At 36.3% G+C, this 22366-nt stretch carries 23 protein-coding genes; all 23 read left to right on the top strand.

The window, feature by feature from the left end; translation table 11 throughout:
* Positions 1-20 precede the first annotated feature (20 nt).
* The 23 genes from rfbA to FDF36_RS04375 all read left to right on the top strand — a co-directional run bounded on the left by rfbA (position 21) and on the right by FDF36_RS04375 (position 22318).
* On the top strand, positions 21-905 hold the full coding sequence (gene rfbA / locus FDF36_RS04485) for a glucose-1-phosphate thymidylyltransferase RfbA (protein WP_217737563.1): 885 nt from the start codon (positions 21-23) through the stop codon (positions 903-905).
* Positions 902-2347: a lipopolysaccharide biosynthesis protein gene (locus FDF36_RS04480; RefSeq protein ID WP_220390503.1), complete on the top strand. Its 1446-nt coding sequence runs from the start codon at positions 902-904 to the stop codon at positions 2345-2347. The genes rfbA and FDF36_RS04480 overlap by 4 nt, the downstream gene beginning before the upstream one ends.
* 12 nt (positions 2348-2359) lie before the next feature.
* Positions 2360-3475, top strand: coding sequence for a DegT/DnrJ/EryC1/StrS family aminotransferase (locus FDF36_RS04475; RefSeq protein WP_220390502.1), 1116 nt, complete (start codon positions 2360-2362; stop codon positions 3473-3475).
* A complete protein-coding gene (locus FDF36_RS04470) occupies positions 3466-4305 on the top strand; it encodes a glycosyltransferase family 2 protein (RefSeq protein WP_220390501.1) in 840 nt (279 codons plus the stop codon). The genes FDF36_RS04475 and FDF36_RS04470 overlap by 10 nt, the downstream gene beginning before the upstream one ends.
* Positions 4305-5510, top strand: coding sequence for a hypothetical protein (locus tag FDF36_RS04465; RefSeq protein ID WP_005820789.1), 1206 nt, complete (start codon positions 4305-4307; stop codon positions 5508-5510). Before FDF36_RS04470 ends, FDF36_RS04465 begins: the two co-directional genes overlap by 1 nt.
* Positions 5494-6288, top strand: a complete 795-nt coding sequence (locus FDF36_RS04460) for a glycosyltransferase family 2 protein (RefSeq protein WP_005820787.1) — start codon at positions 5494-5496, stop codon at positions 6286-6288. The genes FDF36_RS04465 and FDF36_RS04460 overlap by 17 nt, the downstream gene beginning before the upstream one ends.
* Positions 6285-7292 (top strand): glycosyltransferase family 4 protein, encoded by a 1008-nt coding sequence (locus tag FDF36_RS04455; protein ID WP_220390500.1) that lies wholly within the window; start codon positions 6285-6287, stop codon positions 7290-7292. Before FDF36_RS04460 ends, FDF36_RS04455 begins: the two co-directional genes overlap by 4 nt.
* Before the next feature lie 6 nt (positions 7293-7298).
* Positions 7299-8321 carry a polysaccharide biosynthesis protein gene (locus FDF36_RS04450; protein ID WP_220390498.1) on the top strand — a complete coding sequence of 341 codons (1023 nt, stop codon included), beginning with the start codon at positions 7299-7301 and terminating at the stop codon, positions 8319-8321.
* Positions 8322-8362: 41 nt separating this feature from the next.
* Positions 8363-9514 (top strand): capsular polysaccharide biosynthesis protein CapF, encoded by a 1152-nt coding sequence (locus FDF36_RS04445; RefSeq protein ID WP_220390497.1) that lies wholly within the window; start codon positions 8363-8365, stop codon positions 9512-9514.
* 7 nt (positions 9515-9521) lie between these two features.
* Positions 9522-10706, top strand: coding sequence for a non-hydrolyzing UDP-N-acetylglucosamine 2-epimerase (gene wecB, locus FDF36_RS04440; protein ID WP_186993089.1), 1185 nt, complete (start codon positions 9522-9524; stop codon positions 10704-10706).
* Positions 10707-10716: 10 nt separating this feature from the next.
* Positions 10717-11925 carry a glycosyltransferase family 4 protein gene (locus FDF36_RS04435; RefSeq protein WP_220390496.1) on the top strand — a complete coding sequence of 403 codons (1209 nt, stop codon included), beginning with the start codon at positions 10717-10719 and terminating at the stop codon, positions 11923-11925.
* 2 nt (positions 11926-11927) lie between these two features.
* Positions 11928-12536, top strand: coding sequence for a sugar transferase (locus FDF36_RS04430; protein ID WP_220390495.1), 609 nt, complete (start codon positions 11928-11930; stop codon positions 12534-12536).
* An 11-nt stretch (positions 12537-12547) separates the two neighbouring features.
* Complete coding sequence (locus FDF36_RS04425; protein WP_220390494.1) at positions 12548-14077, top strand: amino acid adenylation domain-containing protein; 1530 nt, start codon at positions 12548-12550, stop codon at positions 14075-14077.
* Positions 14070-14873, top strand: coding sequence for a GNAT family N-acetyltransferase (locus FDF36_RS04420; RefSeq protein WP_005820774.1), 804 nt, complete (start codon positions 14070-14072; stop codon positions 14871-14873). The genes FDF36_RS04425 and FDF36_RS04420 overlap by 8 nt, the downstream gene beginning before the upstream one ends.
* A gap of 7 nt (positions 14874-14880) precedes the next feature.
* Positions 14881-15111 carry a phosphopantetheine-binding protein gene (locus FDF36_RS04415; protein ID WP_005820772.1) on the top strand — a complete coding sequence of 77 codons (231 nt, stop codon included), beginning with the start codon at positions 14881-14883 and terminating at the stop codon, positions 15109-15111.
* Positions 15111-16175 (top strand): 3-oxoacyl-ACP synthase III family protein, encoded by a 1065-nt coding sequence (locus FDF36_RS04410; RefSeq protein ID WP_005820769.1) that lies wholly within the window; start codon positions 15111-15113, stop codon positions 16173-16175. The genes FDF36_RS04415 and FDF36_RS04410 overlap by 1 nt, the downstream gene beginning before the upstream one ends.
* 2 nt (positions 16176-16177) lie before the next feature.
* Positions 16178-16396, top strand: coding sequence for an acyl carrier protein (locus FDF36_RS04405; protein ID WP_005820767.1), 219 nt, complete (start codon positions 16178-16180; stop codon positions 16394-16396).
* Between the two features lie 4 nt (positions 16397-16400).
* Complete coding sequence (locus FDF36_RS04400) at positions 16401-17162, top strand: SDR family NAD(P)-dependent oxidoreductase (RefSeq protein ID WP_005820766.1); 762 nt, start codon at positions 16401-16403, stop codon at positions 17160-17162.
* Positions 17163-17170: 8 nt separating this feature from the next.
* Entirely contained in the window at positions 17171-17920 is a 750-nt protein-coding gene (locus FDF36_RS04395) for an SDR family NAD(P)-dependent oxidoreductase (RefSeq protein ID WP_005820764.1), read from the top strand.
* A complete protein-coding gene (locus FDF36_RS04390; RefSeq protein WP_005820762.1) occupies positions 17920-18552 on the top strand; it encodes an MBL fold metallo-hydrolase in 633 nt (210 codons plus the stop codon). The genes FDF36_RS04395 and FDF36_RS04390 overlap by 1 nt, the downstream gene beginning before the upstream one ends.
* Positions 18549-19211 (top strand): acetyltransferase, encoded by a 663-nt coding sequence (locus FDF36_RS04385; RefSeq protein ID WP_005820760.1) that lies wholly within the window; start codon positions 18549-18551, stop codon positions 19209-19211. The genes FDF36_RS04390 and FDF36_RS04385 overlap by 4 nt, the downstream gene beginning before the upstream one ends.
* Positions 19212-19372: 161 nt before the next feature.
* Positions 19373-20503, top strand: coding sequence for a DegT/DnrJ/EryC1/StrS family aminotransferase (locus FDF36_RS04380; RefSeq protein WP_220390493.1), 1131 nt, complete (start codon positions 19373-19375; stop codon positions 20501-20503).
* A 177-nt stretch (positions 20504-20680) separates the two neighbouring features.
* Positions 20681-22318, top strand: coding sequence for a bifunctional metallophosphatase/5'-nucleotidase (locus tag FDF36_RS04375; protein WP_220390492.1), 1638 nt, complete (start codon positions 20681-20683; stop codon positions 22316-22318).
* Positions 22319-22366: the final 48 nt, after the last annotated feature.

The raw sequence follows: 22366 nt of genomic DNA, 5'->3' as shown, positions 1-22366 counted from the left end.
TAATTTTAATAAGTATATTGATGAAAGGTATTGTTTTGGCCGGTGGTTCCGGCACTCGCTTATATCCGATCACCAAAGGAGTCAGTAAGCAGTTGCTTCCGATATTTGATAAGCCGATGATCTATTATCCTATCTCTGTACTCATGTTGGCGGGGATTCGTGAAATATTGATTATTTCCACTCCATACGATTTACCCGGCTTTCAACGTTTGCTAGGTGACGGCTCTGACTTTGGAGTACGTTTTGAGTACGCCGAGCAACCTTCTCCCGACGGCTTGGCACAGGCATTTATTATTGGTGAGAAGTTTATAGGCAATGATTCTGTATGCCTGGTTCTTGGCGATAATATCTTTTATGGTAGCTTTTTTACTAAGATGTTGAAGGAAGCTGTAGTATCCGCAGAATTACAAAATAAGGCTACGGTTTTTGGCTATTGGGTTGAAGATCCGGAACGCTATGGGGTGGCTGAGTTTGATAGGGATGGGAATGTCCTCAGCCTTGAGGAGAAACCTGATACTCCTAAATCTAATTATGCGGTTGTTGGACTTTACTTTTATCCCAATAGGGTTGTTGAGATCGCAAAACAGATCAAGCCTTCTTCCCGTGGAGAACTGGAAATCACCAGTGTAAATCAGCAATTTCTGTTTTCTCAGGATCTGAAAGTTCAGGTATTAGGACGTGGCTTTGCTTGGCTTGATACAGGTACCCATGATTCTTTATCCGAGGCAAGCACCTTTATAGAAGTAATAGAGAAGCGTCAAGGCCTAAAAATAGCTTGTTTGGAAGGTATTGCTTTCCGTCAGGGCTGGATTGATTCAAAGAAGTTACGTGAACTAGCTTATCCTATGCTGAAGAATCAGTATGGAAAGTATTTATTGAAAGTAATAAAAGAGATAGAAGGGTGAGCGAATCCTTAAAGCATAAAACGGTTAAGGGAGTGGGATGGAGTTTTGCTGATAACATCTCCAGTTCCGGTGTTTCATTTCTGGTCGGATTGGTACTTGCGCGTTTGCTTACTCCTGCAGAATATGGCATTATGGCTATGATTGCCATCTTTATCGCTATTTCGAATTCTATTATTGACAGTGGATTCTCCAATGCGTTAATTCGCAAAACGGATATAAAGCGTATTGATTATAACACAGTCTTTTTTTTTAATCTGGTGGTTGGTGTCATCCTATATGTCCTTCTTTATTTTTGTGCCCCTTCTATCAGTTCTTTTTTTAATGAACCTATATTGATTCCTGTTACAAGAGTTATAGGCCTTGTTCTAATCATTAATTCTTTAGGTATCATTCAACGCACTATTATGGTGCGGGAGATTGATTTTAGAACACAAACCAAAATCTCTTTGATAGCTTCTTTATCCAGTGGTGGAATTGGCATCGTGATGGCTTGCTATGGCTACGGTGTCTGGAGTTTGGTTGGACAACAGGTCTCCCGGCAGTTATTAAATACCGTTTTCCTCTGGCTTTACAGTGCTTGGCGTCCGGTGTGTGAGTTCTCCGCAGATAGTTTTAAATGCCTTTTCGGCTTTGGCTCAAAATTACTGTTGTCGGGTTTACTCGATACGCTTTACAAGAACATCTACTATATCGTTATCGGACGTTTTTATAGTTCCGCCCAGTTGGGCCAATATACACGTGCCGAGCAGTTTAATACAATTTTTTCCAGTAATCTGACTAGCGTGGTACAGCGTGTCAGCTATCCCGTTCTGAGCTCCATCCAGGATGAACCGGAACGTTTGCGTGAAGCTTACCGCCGTGTGATAAAGGTTACCATGCTGATCTCTTTTGCCTGTATGCTTGGTCTGGCGGCTGTGGCTAAGCCGTTGATACTGTTATTAATCGGTGAGAAATGGCTGGTGTCAGTCTCTTATCTTCAGATCATTTGTTTTGCCGGAATGTTATATCCTCTTCATGCCATTAATTTGAATATTTTGCAGGTGAAGGGTCGGTCTGATCTGTTTCTCAAGTTAGAAATCATAAAAAAAATAATAGCGGTCATTCCCATTTTTCTTGGTATCATGTATGGTATAGAATATATGTTGTGGGGCAGTGTCTTAATCTCCTTTATAGCTTATTTTCTGAATAGTTATTATTCTGCCGGTTTAATCCGGTATCCTACAATAGATCAGATCAAAGATGTATTTCCGACGTTCGCTGTTTCATTGTCTGTCGCTTTTGTCATGTGGATTATTTCTTTTCTTGATATTTCAATATATGTCATGCTCCCCTTGCAATGCTTTTCAGGTCTTTTGTTGTCTTTTCTTGTATATGAAAAGTTGAATCTGGAGGAATATCTTGAAATCAAACAGCTCATACTCTCTTGTGTTCAAAAAAAGTAATATAATATTAAGATGGATGAAAAACTAATCACGGTTACTTCTCCACTTCTTCCTTCCTTGGATGACTTTATTCCTTATCTTGAGGATATCTGGGATCGTAAATGGCTCACTAATAATGGTCATTATCATCAGAAGTTGGAGCAGGCTTTATGTGAGTATTTAAAGGTACCTTATATAAGTCTTTTTACTAATGGTACACTTCCTTTAATGTGTGCCTTACAAGCATTACGTATAACCGGTGAAGTAATTACGACTCCTTATAGTTTTGTTGCCACTACCCATTCTCTGTGGTGGAACGGGATTAAGCCGGTGTTTGTAGATATTGATCCTGTAACCTGCAATCTGGATCCTGGAAAAATAGAGGCTGCTATTACTCCCAAGACGACTGCTATCATGCCTGTGCATGTCTATGGCAAACCTTGTGACACGGTTCGTATTCAAGAGATTGCGGATAAATATGGTTTGAAGGTCATTTATGACGCTGCCCATGCATTTGGTGTAGAGGTAAACGGCAAGTCAATACTTGAATCCGGTGATATGTCCACTCTGAGTTTTCATGCTACGAAGGTCTATAATACGATTGAAGGTGGAGCTCTGGTCTGTCACGACGAACAGACCAAGAAACGCATTGATTATCTGAAGAATTTTGGCTTTGCCGGTGAAACGACTATTGTTGCTCCTGGCATTAATGGTAAGATGGATGAAGTTCGTTCCGCTTATGGACTATTGAATTTGAAACAAGTTGATTCCGCCATTGAGGCTCGTCGTAAAGTTGCCGTTCAATATCGTGATGCTTTGAAAGATATCCCCGGTATCCGTTTCATGGAGGATATACCCGGTGTCCGTCACAACTATTCTTATTTTCCTATTTTTATAAATGCTGAGGAATATGGTCTGACCCGTGATGAACTTTACTTCAAGTTGAAAGAGAGTGACGTACTCGGCAGAAGATATTTTTATCCGTTAATAAGTGAGTTTTCCACTTATCGTGGATTGGAATCCGCTAAAAGGGAGAACTTACCAGTAGCAGTGAAGATGGCAGATAGTGTGATATGTCTGCCAATGCATCATAACTTAACAAATCAAGATGTTGATATTATCTTAAATTTTGTTGCTCGATGGAAGTAATGTTGTCTATTATTTGTACGGCTTATAATCATGAGGAGTTTATTGACAAAGCTATAGACGGATTTTTGGTACAACAATGTAATTTCAAAATAGAAATTATTATACATGATGATGCCTCTATTGATCACACGCCTCTGATTATACAAAGATATGTGGATAAATATCCAAATTTAATTTATCCGATCTTTCAAAAAGAAAATCAATACTCAAAAGGTGTTAATGTTTGGGGGAGTTTGATAAATAAGGCTCGAGGGAAATATATTGCAATATGTGAAGGAGATGACTATTGGATCAATCCTTTAAAACTACAACAGCAAGTTGATTTTTTAGAGAATAATCCTTCTTATTCACTTTGTGCTCACAATGCTTTGGTTGTATATACAGATTCGAATTTACAATATCAGTTTCTAAAAAAGGAAAAGAGTACTGAACTATGTATAAAAGAGATTCTATCAAATTGGTGTGTACCTACTGCTAGTATTGTTTTTAGAAAGGAATTGTATGAATGGCCTATTTGGGCAAATAATGTTATTAATGGTGATTTAGTTTTGCAGATTGTATTAATAAAGAAAGGAAAGGTCTTCTTCTTCAAAGATATAATGTCTGTTTATAGGAAACACAATGCAGGCTTGTCTATAATGATTAATAGTTTCCCAGTAGAGTATCTGAGGCAAAAAAACACATTATATAAACATATTAATAAGTACTTTGTATATAAATATTCATTGGTAATATACAAGATAATAATAAAAAATGATATTCGTATATTTTTTCAAGTTATATTTAGAATAGCTCCTTTTCTGAGGTTTTTAGTAAAAAAAGTTAGGTGATGAAATACGTGACTAGATGGAGCATGATTTGTTTATCGATATTGATTTTGTATTTTTATATTTTCGCACCTCCATTTAAAGTACTTCCATTTGGAAGTGATAAAATAATAATTATAGTTATATTGTTTATTATATTAATAAATGGGATGTTTTCTAAAATCATTTATTTTTATAAATATGAGATGTTTTTTTTAGGATTAATAGCATTATTTTCTATTTATGTAGATTTATTTAATGGACATGTAGTTTGCTCTTTAAATGATACTTCATTAGTTTTATTTTTATTTCCATGTTCTTATGGGGTACTATGGAGTATTAATCATATAACTGATATTTCTATTAAAAGAATATTATTTATGTGTGTGTCTTTAGCTTCATTTTTCTCATTCTTTTTAATTCTAAATCCTAATATAGCATATGATTTAAAAATAAATTTGTTAAGATACCCAGAGGAACTTTTAAACACTTTTATATATAGAGGGTATGGTTTGGCTGATGGGTTGTTATTTTCGTATCCAGTTATACAAGGTATATGTATTGGATTAATTATTTTAGGTTATTGGAAATACGGGGGATGGGGGGCTTTTTTTGCCAGTATAATGTTGATAGCTGTGTTTACAAATGCAAGATCAGGGTTTGTTCCAATTTTATTTTCATTATTGATTGTATTTGTTCTAAATACTAGAAAATTCCTAAAGGTAGGGTCGTTCTTTATAATAATAGTTTTGTGTATTACTGTTTTGGATGATTTTATGGAAAAAAGTGAAATGTTATCAACATCTTTTGAATGGAGCATGACAACTTTCGATATCCTCAATGATTTTTTATTGGGGAAAACAAGTGAAAATTTAGAAGCATTATTAGGAGATATGCTTGTTTTTCCTGTTAATTTACAAGATTGGCTTCTAGGTACAGGTAATTATCTTTTTGTTGATGGAGTTCGTACAACAGATATAGGTTTCTTATTACGTTTAAATTATGGTGGAATATTCTATTTATCATTGATGTTAGCGTTATATTTTTATATGTTTTATCGTATATGTTATGTTGATAAAAAAATTGCGATATATTTATTATTCACTTTACTATATTGTAATTATAAAAGTGATTTTTTTATATTTAATTCAGGTGTGCGATTTGTTTTTTTACTATATGTTTTAATTACTTGTCCTTTTTTTAATTCAGAAAATGGAGAAAAAACTTAAAATAACAGTCATTACAGTAGTATACAATGGCATAGATTATATTGAAGATACTATATTAAGTGTCATTAATCAAGATTATTCAAATATAGAATATATTATAATAGATGGAAAATCAGATGATGGTACTATGGACATAGTGGAGAAGTATGCTACAAAAATTAGTTATTGGGTTTCAGAATCTGATAATGGTATATATGACGCCATGAACAAAGGAATTAAAGTTGCTACGGGAGATTGGATTATTTTTATGAATTGCGGAGATTACTTTTTTAGTTCTGATATAATTACTCAGGTGTTTAGTCAAATGCTAATTGGAATTGATGTTGTGTACGGAGGTGCGTGGGTTCGTAGTATGTGGGGAGAATTTCAAATAAATCCCTGCATTCCTAAGAATATTTGGAAAGGATTTGTTCATCAGTCAGTTTTTGTAAAATGTGAGGTTTGTAAAGATATGCTTTTTGATGTAGATATAAAAGCAGCTTCCGATTATGATTTTATATATAAATTATATATTGGTGGAAAAAGATTTCAAATGTTAGATTTAATCATATCTAATATCCTATATATTGATTCTGGTTTCAGTTCAGTAAATGAGATCGTCTCTAAAAAAGATGTTTTATATTCTATTTTTAGAAATAGGCATTCAAGAAAAAAATTTATTATTCATTACAGCTATCATTTGATTGCCTACTTGAGGAAGTGTATGCTTATTATTATTAGAAGTTTATTTCCAAATGTAATATTGCAAATTCGTAGATATAGAGATTGTAAAAGATGAAAAGAATATTATTTTATTCAAGTGTAAGAGATTTGTCTTCATTTGTGAGCCAACGATTTTATGTAATAGATATTTTGTTGTTAAAAGAATTAGGATATGATGTGATTATCACTAATAAAATTATAGATTTTATTAGATTTTATCGATATGATTTCTCTTTCTTATATTTTTATAGAAAAAGTTTATTCTCAGCTATATTATCTCGTCTTTTCTGCAAGAAAGTATATATGACAGGAGGAATTGATGCTTTAGACCGAAATCTTGTATCGGAGAAAGAATATATATTTCAAAAAATAATGTTTAAATTATGTTATTTGTTTGCTGATAAATGTGTTGTTGTTTCAAATTCTGATTTGAAAAACATAAGTGGGTTATATAAAAAGAAACCTACAAAGCTTTTTTTCTCATATCATGTAATAAATATAGAAAAATTTAGTTGTGGATTTGAAAAGAAATGTGAAGAGTTATTTGTGACAATTGGCTGGATGGAAACTAAAGCTAATGTAATAAGAAAGGGTATTGATAGAGCTTTGTATGTATTTGAAAAATTGGTTGCTAATAAAAAATACGCAGACTCTAAATTTGTTATAATTGGTAAACTTGGAGAGGGAAGCGATTATCTTAGAGAAATAGTAGAGAATTTAAGATTGGAGGAATATGTTTCTTTTGTGGGGAGTATATCAGAGGAAGATAAAGTCTCTTTGTTGAAAAAAAGTAAGTATTATTTCCAACTATCTTCTTATGAAGGTTTTGGCATATCTGCTTTGGAGGCATTGGCTGCCAGTAATATAGTTATTCATTCTGGTATGGGAGGACTTAATGATACCATTAAATCATTTGGTATAAAAATCGATATACAAAAAAATTATGAAAATATGACTGCTTCTATTCTTGACTTGATAGAGCAATTTGATTATAATAAACTCATTGATGGTTATAATTATATTCATGAAACTTTTTCTTTAGAGAAGAGACGTGAGGAGTTTAGGGAACTATTAAAATAATATATTGTGTTTGATAATAAGATACTTTTAATTACCGGTGGAACAGGTTCTTTCGGCAATGCGGTTTTACGTCGTTTTCTTGATTCCGATATCAGGGAGATTCGTATATTCTCTCGTGATGAAAAGAAACAAGATGATATGCGTCACCATCTTCAGAATCCCAAAGTAAAATTCTATATTGGCGATGTCCGTGACAAACGCTCTGTGGATGGAGTTATGAATGGAGTGGATTATATCTTCCATGCCGCTGCGCTGAAGCAAGTCCCTTCCTGTGAGTTTTTTCCCACACAAGCGGTTAGGACAAATGTTCTCGGTACAGAAAATGTGTTGGATTCCGCCATAACTCATGGTGTTAAGAATGTGGTGGTACTTTCTACCGATAAAGCTGCCTATCCTATAAATGCGATGGGTATCAGCAAAGCCATGATGGAGAAAGTCGCTATCGCCAAAGGTCGTCAGTTGGGTAATTGTGGAGGAACAACGATTTGCTGTACCCGTTATGGGAATGTTATGGCCAGCCGTGGTTCTGTGATACCATTGTGGGTAGAGCAAATTAAGAAATGTAATCCAATAACAATAACAGATCCCAACATGACCCGCTTCATGATGACTTTGGATGATGCTGTCGACTTGGTGATTTATGCCTTTCAGCATGGAAAAAATGGTGATTTGTTTGTTCAGAAGGCACCCGCTGCCACTCTGGATGTATTAGCCGATGCATTAAAGTCTCTTTACCATAGTAACGCGGATGTCAAAGTGATTGGTACCCGCCACGGTGAGAAACTCTATGAAACTCTTGTTACCCGTGAAGAGATGTCTAAAGCAGAGGATATGGGTGATTATTATCGTATCCCATGTGATACGCGTGATTTAAATTATGATAAGTTTTTTGTGGAAGGAAGTGAGGAGGTCTCCAAAATAGAAGATTACCATTCTCATAATACCCGTCGTCTTGATGTTGAAGGAATGAAAGAACTTCTCTTGAAACTTGATTTCATTCGTAAAGATCTGGCTCTTGAAGAAAAATAGAATTGATAGCAAAGATCAAATAAATTAATTCCTCTTTATTTATGAAAGTTTTAGTAACCGGTGCGAAAGGTTTTGTCGGGCGGAATCTTGTATCCCAACTGCGCAATATTCAAAGTGGCAAAGCAAAAAATTACGCTTTGTCCGGAAACGAGTTGGTCATTTTTGAATATGATGTAGATAGTGACCCTTCTGAATTGGATGACTATTGCCGACAGGCTGATTTCATTTTTAATCTGGCCGGTGTCAACCGCCCACTGGACCAGTCTGAATTTATGAAAGGGAACTTTGGTTTTGCCTCTACGCTTCTTGCTTCATTGAAGAGACATGGAAATACTTGCCCTATCATGATATCCTCCTCTACACAAGCCGCTTTGGATAATCCTTATGGAGCCTCTAAACGGGCGGGTGAACAATTGTTGTTTGAGTATTCCCGGGAAACGGGATCGAAAGTGTTGGTATACCGTTTTCCCAATCTCTTTGGTAAATGGTGTCGTCCCAATTATAATAGTGCAATAGCTACTTTTTGCTATAACATAGCACATGATCTTCCCATTCAGGTCAATGATCCGAATGTGGAGATGAATCTTGTATATATAGATGATGTTGTGGATGAATTAATCTCTGCTTTGACGGGCAATGAACATCGGGAAGGAGCTTATTGTAAAGTATCTGCTGTATACACTGTTACTTTGGGAGCAGTTGTGGAATTGCTATTTTCTTTCCGTGAGAACCGTAACAACTTGGGAGTTCCCCATGTGGGAGATGGTTTTACTAAGAAACTTTACTCCACCTATCTCTCTTATCTGCCGAAAGATGGATTTGGCTATCCTTTGAAGATGAATGTGGATGCCCGTGGCAGTTTCACGGAGATTATCCGCAGTACGGACCGGGGACAGTTCTCGGTTAATATTTCCAAGCCACATATTACAAAAGGTAACCATTGGCATCATACCAAAAACGAAAAATTTGTGGTTGTAAGTGGCCAAGGTGTCATCCGTTTTCGTAACATGTATGATTCATCCTCTGAGATTCTAGAATATTTTGTTTCAGGTGATAAGCTTGAAATAATTGATATTCCTACCGGTTATACCCATAATATTGAGAACCTGGGTGATACGGATATGGTAACTTTTATGTGGTGTAACGAGTGTTTTGATCCCGGTAGGCCGGATACTTATTTTGAAGAAGTTTAATAGCATTATGGAAATCAAACTGGATTATTCAGATATCAAGTTTCGGTATAATGGCAAACTGAGACTGTTGATAATAGTCGGTACCCGTCCGGAGATTATCCGGTTGGCTGCCGTAATAAATAAATGCCGTCGATATTTTGATTGTATTTTGGCTCATACCGGACAGAATTATGATTATAATCTGAACGGAGTCTTTTTTCATGACCTGAGCTTACAGGCTCCGGATGTCTATATGGATGCTGTAGGGGATGATTTGGGCTCGACAATGGGTAATATTTTGAATGCGAGCTATAAACTGATGTCACACTTACGCCCTGATGCCGTTTTGGTTCTCGGTGATACCAATTCTTGCCTAAGTGTAATCAGCGCTAAACGCTTGCATATTCCTATTTTTCATATGGAAGCCGGTAACCGTTGCTTTGATGAGTGCCTTCCTGAAGAGACAAACCGGCGTATTGTAGACATTATTTCTGATATGAATCTATGCTATTCGGAGCATGCCAGACGGTATCTGAATGCTTCGGGTGTGGCAAAGGAACGTACTTATGTAACCGGTTCTCCGATGGCCGAGGTTCTGTCTGAGAACCTTTCTGCTATAGAATCTTCGGATATTCACGCCAGATTGGGTTTGAGGAAAGGACAATATATCCTGCTGTCTGCACATCGGGAAGAGAATATTGATACTGACAAGAACTTCGCTTCATTGTTTGAAGGCATAAACGCGATGGCTGAAAAGTATGACATGCCTGTACTTTACAGTTGCCATCCTCGTAGCCGTAACCGCCTGGAATCAAGTGGATTTAAACTGGATAGCCGGGTGATTCGGCATGCCCCTCTGGGTTTCCATGACTATAACTGCTTGCAGATGCATGCTTATGCCGTGGTCAGTGATAGCGGGACATTACCGGAGGAAAGTTCTTTTTTCACTTCTGTCGGTCACTCTTTTCCGGCTGTTTGTATTCGCACAAGTACCGAACGTCCTGAAGCTTTGGATAAGGGATGTTTTATTCTTGCAGGGATTGATAAAGCTTCTTTGCTTCAAGCTGTAGATACTGCTGTGGAAATGAATAGGAATGGTGATAATGGTGTCCCTGTTCCGGACTATATGGATCGAAATGTATCGACAAAGGTGGTGAAGTTGATTCAAAGTTATACAGGAATAGTAAACAAAATCGTCTGGAGAAAATCTTGATAATATCGAAATGAATATTTTGTTTCTGACCCTTAACCGTGTTTCAGATCTTTCTGAACGGGGGATATACACGGATTTGATGCGGGAATTTATTTGTCATGGGCATAGGGTCTATATGGTTGTTCCCGCTGAACGTCGCTTTCATGAATCTACTTCAATAAAAGAGAGTTGTGGCGCTCAAATATTGAGGGTGAAGACATTGAATATCCAAAAGAGCAATGTGGTGGAGAAAGGCATCGGTACATTGTTATTGGAAATGCAGTATCAATGTGCCATAAAGAGATATTGGAAGGATATCCAGTTTGATTTGATACTTTATTCAACTCCTCCCATTACTTTCAATAGGGTCATCAGTTCACAAAAGAAACGTTGTAAGGCGAAAAGTTATCTTTTATTGAAAGATATTTTTCCTCAAAATGCCGTTGATTTGGGAATGTTTTCAAAGAGAAGCTTAATTTATAGATTTTTCCGTAAAAAAGAGGAGGTTTTATATCAGATATCGGACTTTATAGGCTGTATGTCTCCTGCCAATGTGGATTATGTGTTGACACATAATCCGGAAATAAAGGCTGATAGAGTAGAGATATGCCCCAATAGTATTAAATTGTTAGAGAAGCCATTAATGACTTCAATTGCAAGAAAAAACATATTGCAGAAATTGCATATTCCAATTAATAAGACTCTTTTTATATATGGTGGCAATTTGGGGCGTCCACAAGGTCTGATTTTCTTGTTGGACGTGATAGCCGCAAATGAGGAACGTAATGACAGTTATTTCATCATTGTAGGCAGTGGCACTGAATATGGCAAGATAAAGTCTTGGTTTGAGGCGAATCATCCGGATAATTCAATGCTGCTATCTTCACTTCCAAAGAAAGAGTATGATGATTTGGTAAAGGCTTGTGACGTCGGTTTGATTTTCCTTGATAGACGTTTTACCATCCCCAATTATCCTTCCCGTTTACTTTCTTATTTAGAAAACCGGATGCCCGTTTTATTGGCTACAGACATGAATACGGATATCGGGCGGATCGCTGAACGGAATGGTTATGGCTTTTGGACAGAAAATGGGAATCTGGATACATTTATGGAAATGGTGGATTCTTTATCTGCAGACAGGGAAAAAATAAAAGTGATGGGCGAGAAAGGGTATGAATACCTGAAATCTAATTATACAGTAGAAAGAGGGTACCGGATGATAATGAAACATTTTGAGTAAGTATGTATCAGTATGTTATTAAACGATTAATTGATTTTATTGTCGTATTTTTTGTCTTGATCATTGTCTGGCCTGTATTGTTTCTCGTAACTTTTTGGCTTTATTTTGCCAATAAAGGTGCCGGTGCTTTTTTTCTTCAGGAGAGGCCCGGGCGGCATGGTAAAATCTTTAAGGTCATCAAATTTAAAACTATGACAGATGAACGTGATGCAGAAGGGAACTTACTTCCGGATGATAAACGACTAACTAGGATTGGTAAACTAGTACGTTCTACTTCGATAGATGAGTTACCCCAATTAATTAATGTCTTGAGAGGAGACATGTCTTTAATCGGACCACGCCCTTTGCTTCCTCAGTATTTGTCCTTATACAATACTGAACAGGCTCGGAGACACGAAATAAGACCTGGTATTACTGGTTGGGCACAGGTGAATGGGCGTAATGCTATATCATGGACAAGAAGGTTTGAATTGGATGTATGGTATGTCGATCATTGCTCCTTCTCTCTTGATTTGAAAATTCTGTTTTTAACAGTAAAGAAAGTATTCACACGCGAAGGAATTAGTTCAGATTCGTGTGCAACTATGGAAGCGTTTAATGGTAATAATTAAATAATGGTAAAATGAAGATCAATATTATTGAGTATTTTAAAGAAACAGTACACTTATTTCCTAATAAAATTGCTGTTATAGATCGAGATAGAGAAATAACTTTCTCTTCATTAGATGATAAAGTTCATACATTAGCTTACAATTTTGCATCGAATGCCAATGTTCTGAAAAAGCCAATAGCTGTCTATTTGAATAAAAGTATTGAAAGTGTTTGTGCGGACTTAGCTATAATCTATTCTGGTAATTTTTATATGAATTTAGATGTGAAAACACCTTCCGAACGTATAAAAAATATAATAGATTTAATCACTCCAGCCATAATTGTTACTAATAATCAATATCTTAAAAATATATCAGGAATTCTACCTGATTCTATACAAGTAGTAAACTTAGATGAGGTGGATTGGGACTTGTCTATTGATGATGAGCTATTAGACATTCGTTTGCAAAAACTAGTTGATACTGATCCCTTGTGTATTATTAATACGTCTGGATCTACCGGTACCCCTAAAGGAGTGGTACTAAATCATAGAAGCTTCTTTGATTTTACTGAATGGGCGTTAGATGTATTTAAGTTCTCAAACGATGAAGTGATAGGCTCATTATCTCCATTAGTATTTGATATATATAGTTTTGAACTTTGTATGTTGATGGCAAAGGGGAATACTATTGTAGTAATCCCAGAGCATTTGTCTGCTTTTCCTGCTTCTATATTACAATTATTGGAAAAATATAAAGTTACGTTTCTTTTTTGGGTACCTACTATCATGGTTAATATTGCTAACATGAATCTATTGACCTCAATAAAGTTACCTGACTTGAAAACTGTTTGGTTCGCAGGAGAAGTATTTCCGACTAAACAATTTAACTATTGGAAAAAACAATTGCCAAATACTATGTTTGCTAACTTATATGGGCCTATTGAGATTACTTTAGATTGTACATATTATATTGTAGATAGAGATATAAAAGATGAAGAACCTATACCTATTGGCTTCCCTTGCCGGAATACGGATGTGTTGATACTCAATGAGGATAATAAACTTGTTACAAAAGTAAATGAAGAGGGGGAGTTGTGTGTTAGAGGAAGTTCTTTAGCAATGGGGTATTATAATAATCCGGAAAAGACAGCTGCTGCTTTTGTGCAAAATCCATTAAATAGTGCTTATCCTGAGCTTGTCTATCGTACGGGTGACATTGTATATGTTAATGCCTTGGGAGAGATTGTTTTCAAAGGCAGAAAAGATAGTTTGGTAAAACATATGGGATATCGTACGGAACTGGGAGAGATAGAACATATTATAATAAATAAGTTGAAGTTAGTGAACAATGGATGTATTGTTTATAATTTTGTGCATAAGGAAATAACTCTGTTCTACGAATCGGCAGAAGAAATTTCACCAGCGGAGTTTAGGACTAAAATAGGAAAGGAACTTCCTAAGTATATGTTACCTACAGCTTTTTATCGATTGGATGAATTACGACGTAATACCAATGGTAAAATTGATCGTTTGTTCTATAATAAACAGATTAATGGATAATTTACAATCGATCAATGACGTCCAAATGCTAATTCAGCAGATAAGGAGTGAAAGAAAGGGGTTTATTACAAATTTTTTTCTTGATCATTTTAAGCATTCTTTATGGATAGATCGTAATGCCTTCTTTTATGAATCATTTGATGATTGCTTTTTATTGATTAAGCGGAATGAGACTTACTCTTATCTTTATTTTATCTCAACTGATATGCGTGCTTTAAATAAAGCTTTAGTAAAATTCTTTCGAAACTACATAGGTACTTGTGTCGTTGACTTAGTGGGAAATGACTCTATATTACCACTTAAAAACAAGTTTGTACTTTGGGGATTTGAAGAGTATGAATTGCTCTATCGGATGAGTAGGACAGGATATCCGAATGTTTCTCTTCCTATAGATGAACACATAAAAAAGGGAGTGCTGGGTGATGTTGAAACGATAAAAATATTGCTTGATGCTTGTTTTGATCCACTGTCAGAACAAATACCATCAGAAGAAGAATTAGGCCATTTTGTAAAAAATGGGACAGTACTGGTTTATAAACAGAATGGTTCTATAAGTGGTTTCATTATTTATGAACTTACTGGAGTAACACTTTATTTAAGATATTGGTTTGTCATACCAGAGTTTCGTGAAAAAAAAATTGGAGCAAAATTGTTCAATGCTTTCATGCATGAAGGTGCTTTATCGAAACGGCAGATGTTTTGGGTAATCTCAAGAAATGAGAATGCGATAAAACGGTATTTGCATTATGGCTTTTCCCCAGAGAAACTATATGATTATGTTTTAATTAAAAAATAATATATATATGAAAGAAAAGATTGTAGTAATTCTAAATGGTCTAAGGCCTGAATTTGATTTCAATGAACCGGTTAACTTTATAGAAGAAGGTATGCTAGATTCGTTTGATGTAATTAATTTGGTAAATGAATTGGATTCTACTTTTGGCATTTCCATTGATGGTGTTGATGTATTGCCAGAAAATTTTTCTTCTTTAGAGAGTATTATCGGACTTCTAAAAAAGAATGGAGTTGTCTAATGAAGTTGTTATTTCATAATAAAAAAATATCGGGTATATTGACAATATTGCCTGATAAAGAAGTTTTGTTTGAAGATGAAATGGATAATTATAATTTCTCACATGCAAAATCTTTGAAATTGAAATTAGCTATGGGATATAATAAGCATCGTATTGTGGAAAAGGGTGTTTGTGTATCTGATTTATGCTGCTATGGTTTGAACTATCTAATTGAAAGCGGAAAGATTAGTAGAGATGAAATAGATGCTTTAGTTCTTGTAACGCAATCTCCTGATCATTTTATGCCACCTACAAGTAATATTATCCAAGGAAAACTGGGATTAAAGCGGGATATGATTTGTTTGGATATTAATCAAGGTTGTGCTGGATTTATTATAGGTTTAATTCAGTCTTTTATGCTGCTTGATCAGCCAGAGATAAATAAAGTCGTTTTGCTGAATGCTGATGTATTAAGTCAGAAAGTGTCTAAAAGAGATCGTAATAGTAATCCTTTGATAGGGGATGGTGCATCTGTTACTATTGTGGAACGCTCTAATTGTGATTCTGTTATTTATGGTAGAATACAAATGGATGGGAGTAGGGCTGAAGCACTAATGATTCCGGCAGGGGGCTTTCGAGAACCATCGTCGGTTGAAACCGCTGTGATGAAAGAAGATGTTAATGGGAATTTTCGTTCAAGGGATAATCTTGTAATGAAAGGCGATGAGGTTTTTAATTTTGTTCAGATAGAAGTCCCTCCCATGATTAATTCTTTGTTAGAAGATGCAGCTATAGATAAAGATTGTGTAGATTATTACATGTTTCATCAGCCGAATAGGTTTATGTTACATAAATTGGCTGATAAAATAGGAGTTCCTTATGAAAAACTTCCTAGTAATATTGTGGAAAACTTTGGGAATGCCAGTGGAGTATCTATTCCTACAAATATTACTTTTAATTTAGAGAAGAGATTATTAAAAGAGGAACTGAACCTTTGTTTTGCAGGTTTTGGAGTTGGGCTGACGTGGGGGAGCTTATTAATGAAAGTTGGGAATTTATCTTTTTGTGAACAAATAAATTATTAATTATGGAACAATTTTTAGAACAAATTGCAGAATTACTCGAAGAAGATACGGTGAACGTGTCAGATGAATTAAAATCTTTTGAGGCTTGGGATTCTTTAACTATTCTTTCGATTATAGCTTTTGCTGATGAAAGTTATAAGATCACTTTAAATGCCAAAGAGATTACTGAGGCAAAAACTGTTGGAGGATTAAAGGAACTTATAGATTCAAAGTCTAAATAGAATTATGGAATTAGATTTATTAAATCTTTCAGGAAGGAGTTATTTGATAACTGGTGCAGCCTCAGGAATGGGGCGTGCTACTAGTATTTTGTTATCTAAATGTGGAGCACGTTTAATTTTAGTAGATATAAATGAAGATGGGCTCCAAATAACGAAGAAAGACTGTGTAGGAGAAACAATGATTCTAAAAATGGATTTGTCTTTTCCAGAAGAGTTTAAAGGATGTATCCTATCTTCTATTAGCTCGTTCGGAAAGTTGAATGGATTTGTGCATTGCGCGGGACTTCCATATATTTCACCGTTGAAAACCGTATCAGCAGCCCATTGTGAAAAACTTTATACTGTAAATGCTTATGCTGCGGTTGAATTAGCAAAAATATTGATGAATAGAAATGTGTATGCGGGTGAGCATGGCACTATTGTTTTGATTTCGTCGGTTTATGGTTTGGTTGGTTCCGCTGCCAATGTTGGGTATGCACTTTCTAAAGGGGCTATTCAAGGAATTACCAAAGCATTGTCTATCGAGTTGGCACCTAAGAAAGTACGTGTAAATTGTATTGCTCCTGGGTTTATAAAAACTAAGATGATGGAGAATGTATCTTCTTCTTTTTCGGAAGATTATGTTGATCATCTAAGTACTTTACATCCATTGGGACTGGGGGAAGCGGAAGATGTGGCTAATTCTGTTTTATTTTTGTTGTCTGATATGTCGAAATGGATAACAGGAGCAATTATTAGTGTGGATGGTGGATTTACTGCCCAATAAAATATGATATGAAAAAAAGACAGAATGTTATAATCACTGGAGCTTCGTCTGGAATAGGTAGAATCATTGCTATTAAATTATCAGAGAATTATAATGTTATTTTGAATGGGAGAAATGAAGACAAATTAATGTCTGTCTTACAGGACTGTGATAAGGAGGGCTCTCATCTAATTTGGGCCGCAGATTTAGAAGATACGCATACATTAGAAGATAAATTGAGGACTTTTATTGATTTGGAAGATATCTCAATATCTCATTTTGTTCATTGTGCTGGTTTCATGAAGATGTTACCATTAAAATTGGTAAACTTGTCCAATCTATATACAACATTTAATACCAATGTATTTTCAGTGGCTCTAATCATTAAACTTTTAGTTTCGAAGAAAGTTAATAAATCATCTCTTAAAAGTGCGGTTTTTATTTCAAGTAATATAAGTAACCGTGGTGCAAAGGCGTTCAGTAGTTATGCGGCTTCTAAAGCTGCGTTGGATGGTTTAATGAGATGTTTGGCTATAGAGTTGGCACCGAATGTGAGGATAAACTCTGTGTTGCCAGGGGCTGTTCAAACTCAAATGACGCAATCTATATTTGAGAATGAAGAGGTTGCAAAAAGGATGCTTGTGACATATCCTTTAGGGTTAGGAAGACCTGAAGATGTTTATAATGCAGTGAGTTTTCTGCTATCTGATAAGGCAAGATGGATAACCGGGCAACAATTGGTTGTAGATGGTGGACGGATTATTAATATAACAGGTTGATGGCATTAGAATTATTACGAATAGAAAATGAGCCTGTGAATTCTAATTGCTTTATCCTTTTTGATAAAGTTGTAGGCCTGAGATGTGTTGTTGTGGATCCGGGGAGTGAAAATTGTGCTGTAATAGATATGGTCTTAGAGAAGAATAAACTTATTCCTGAATACATTATTTTGACTCATGAGCATTTTGATCATATATGGGGATGTAATTATTTGGTGAATAAGTACAGCACTCGGATTATATGCTCTAAACAATGCGCTTTTGCTATCAGAGATGCAAAAAGAAATCATTCTTTGTTTTATAATCAAAAAGGATTTATTATATCTAAAGTTGATATTCTTTTAGAAGATGTACAATTCAAATTTTTGTGGGAAGGATATGATATTTACTTTGAGAATGCAAGGGGCCATACTAATGCTGGAGTCTTTTTTAAAATAGACCATTATTTATTCACAGGTGATACTTTGATAAAAGGTATACGTACGGTAACGAAACTGTATACAGGATCTAGATCGGAATTAATAGATACATTGGAGGTAATAGAGAAAATGAAAGGAAAAAAATTGGTCGTCTGTCCTGGGCATGGTGAATGTTTTGAATTAGATACTTATGATATGAAGTTGGCTTTATGAATAAAAAAATTGTATTTATAGGAACTGGGGCTGTAGCTGCTGAATTAACCTCTTATTTGGAGGATGGAAGTTGGGGAAATGATTGTACCTTTGAAATAAAGGGATATTTGACATATGGAGTGTCGGGTATTGATAGTTGGAAAGAATATCAATTAGCCCATTCATATTTAGGGCTGTTAGAAGATTATCAAGTTCAAGAGGAGGATCATTTTATTTTGGCTTTAGGTAATAGTGAAGTTAAAAGAAAAATAGTGGAGATAATAAAAGCTCGTAATGGTAAATTTATGACTTTGATTCATCCTACCGCAATTGTGGCAAAAACAGCTAAGATTGGTGAGGGAAATATATTGTGCCCTTTTGTTATGATTGGTCCAAATGTCCTTTTAGGGAACTTTAATTTGCTAACTTCTCAAAGTATTATTAGTCACGATTCAAAAGTCGGTGATTTTAATTTTTTTGCAACAGCTTTATTATGTGGACATACCATTGTAGGAGATGCCAATTATATGGGTATTCGAGTAACAACTGTTCCAGATATAATTATTGGAAATAGAAATAAAATTCAGGCAGGGATGATTGTTGATAAGAATGTTGGTGATGATTCAACTTTGTTTTATCGATACAAAGAAAAACTGATGTTTGTCCCGTCTAGTGAATAAATTTATGTTGATATAAAATTATTATATATTTAATCATATGGATAGTTGAAAAACAATGTGCCATTTTATTAGATTGTTTTGTTTAAAAATATATGTATTGCTATCTTTCCTTTTTATTCCTTACTACGTAAGAAAATCAAATAAACATAGATAATTTCGTTATGAACAAACGAATCTGGCTTTCGCTTGCTCACATGGGTGGCCGTGAGCAAGACTTTATAAAAGAGGCCTTTGATACGAACTGGGTAGTTCCTTTGGGACCTAACGTGGATGCCTTTGAGCAATCTTTGGCCGAATGTTTGCATGAAGACCGCCATGTGGTGGCCTTGAGTGCGGGAACGGCTGCACTTCACTTGGGCTTGATTCTTCTGGATGTAAAACCCGGTGATGAAGTGATCTGCCAAAGCTTTACTTTTGCCGCCTCTGCCAATCCGATTTCTTATCTGGAGGCCAAACCTGTTTTTGTGGATAGTGAGAAAGATACCTGGAATATGGATCCGGTATTGCTCGAGGAGGCCATAAAGGACCGTTTGCGCAAGACGGGTAAGCTTCCGAAGGCGATTATTCCGGTTCACCTTTATGGCATGCCTGCCAAGATGGACGAGATCATGGATATTGCGGGGCGTTATGGTATTCCCGTATTGGAGGATGCTGCCGAGGCTTTGGGTTCGGAGTTGAACGGACAGAAGTGTGGCACATTCGGTGAACTGGCCGCTCTCTCTTTCAATGGCAACAAGATGATCACGACTTCCGGTGGAGGTGCTCTGATCTGTCGTACGGAAGAGGAGGCCCGGCAAACAAAGTTCTATGCGACGCAGGCTCGTGATGCCGCTCCGCATTACCAGCATACTCATATCGGTTATAATTACCGTATGAGCAACATCTGTGCGGGTATCGGCCGTGGCCAGATGTACGTTCTGGAAGAGCATATTGCGCGTCGCCGTGCTATTCACTCTTTGTATGTTGATTTGCTGAAAGATGTTGCGGGTATTACGGTCATGGAGAATCCTGATTCACGGTTTGCTTCCAACTTTTGGCTGACTTGTATTCTGGTTGATCCGAAGCTTGCGGGCAAGAGTCGTGAGGATCTTCGCCTGAAGCTGGATGCCGCAAACATAGAGACTCGTCCTTTGTGGAAGCCGATGCATCTTCAGCCTGTGTTTACGGATGCTCCGTTCTATGGGAATGGTACGAGTGAGAGGTTGTTCGATATCGGTCTTTGTCTGCCTTCGGGACCTACATTGACAGATGAAGATATCAGGAGGGTGGTAGATACGATCAAGAAGATATAATGATTCATTGTATCAGTATTATAAAGGAAAGCCGGCTGGAATATTTGAAAAATTCCGGCCGGCTTTCCTTTATATATATGGGAATACAAGAAAACTAAATTTTACTTTTCCGGGAAACGAATTGCTTTTGAATATATTTCTTTTACCTTTGTGAGAAAATACTTAAAATAAATTGCTATGGAAAAATTATACTTTCAAAGAGCTGCTTCATTAGGGTTGCTTTTCTGTCTTCTTGCAGGAACATGGGCTCAGACACCTCTGAAAACAAAGAAGAAAAAAGAACATAAGTCGCAAACAGAAGTATCGGTAAACGAATGCGTATCGGTGGATACGTTGTCTTTGGTATCGTTTAACGATTTCCATGGAGCCTTTGCCAGCGATAAGGGAGTGCCCGGGGCAGGGAAATTAGTACAAACTATCTTGACTCAAAAAGAAAAAAACAAAAATACAATAGTGCTTTCGGTCGGCGATAATTTCAGCGGGAGTTATTTCTCAAGAATTACAAGAGGTAATCCGTTGCCTGAAATGTTTCGGGAGATGGATGTCAAGATGTCAGCGGTAGGTAACCATGAATTTGACTGGGGATTACCTTATCTGACGGATACAGCCAAAGTATATATGAACTTTGTAGCTGCCAATATCATTTCAGAACGGGGGGATTCGTTGGAGTGGGCAAAACCTTACCGGATTGTGAATCTGGAGATGAAAAACGGAGGAAAGGTGCGTGTTGCTTTTGTCGGATTGACAACAACGGAAACTGCCCATAAGACGAGTCCGGAAAATATCAAAGGATTGGCTTTTGTACATCCCACATATGTTGCCCGTGTCGAGACGGCTTGCCGGTTGAAGAAGGAGGGGAAGGTGGATCTGGTGGTGCTTCTGATGCACATTGGTACCAATATGAAAAATAAAGATATTATTGAAGAAGAGAATGCCAAGTCACTTCCTTATCTTAATGGAGTGGACGCTATCATTTCCGGTCATTCCCATGAAGTGGTGCTTAGTAAGGTGAACGATGTTCCCATTATTCAGGCAGGAGTCAACGGTACACACGTCGGTAAACTGGATTTCAAGGTTATCAGAGAAGGAGGGAGTTGTAAGGTTTCTTATATCGGTGGCGATACTATTCGCACCGGTGAGGTTTCGAATCCATATATTGATTCATTGGTCAATAATGTACTGGAAGAATATGGATTGTCGGATAGCTTGACTAATGCTGAGGATGCTTTGATCCATGATCGTACCGTTAATAAGTGGGACTATACATCTGTGGGAGCTTATGTGACTGCTGCCTACGTGCAGAGTTTCTTGCAAAGTGAATGTGTGGCGGATGAACTGAAAAAATTACCTGTGATTGGAGTGAATCATTACGGGGGCTTACGTGCCAGTATTCCGGCCGGAAAGGTCACAAAGTTGCGTGCCGGTAATGTGCTCCCATTCGGTGGTAATGTGGTGGCTTATGAATTTACGGGTGAACGATTGAAGCAATTATTGGACGATGGACGCAGAAATAAAAACGGTTTTCTGCAAACTTCTTATTTAAAATTACATTTGAATTCTAAAGGAAATATTGAAACGATAACCGACTGCCGTACCAATAAGATAATCCGTGATGACGATAAATGTATTGTTGTGTTGGATGCTTTCATCACCTCGGGTGGCGACGGTTATGACAGCAAATTGTTTTCAGGTTATGAAATAGGAGATTTTAATAATCAGAAACTTGAAACAACCACGGCTTTTATCGATTATTTGAAGAGTCTGAAAGGGTTTATTTCGTCTGCGGCTGCACCGATACCCATAGTGCAAAAGTAAAAAATTAGAGCTAAGATGAAAGCGATCAGGCGGTTTAAAATGTAATTA

Origin of the sequence: Bacteroides fragilis, assembly GCF_019583405.1 — a bacterium.
GTDB lineage: Bacteria > Bacteroidota > Bacteroidia > Bacteroidales > Bacteroidaceae > Bacteroides > Bacteroides fragilis_B.
Note: the sequence above shows the minus strand (reverse complement) of the source record. Positions and strands in the feature narration are given on the sequence as shown.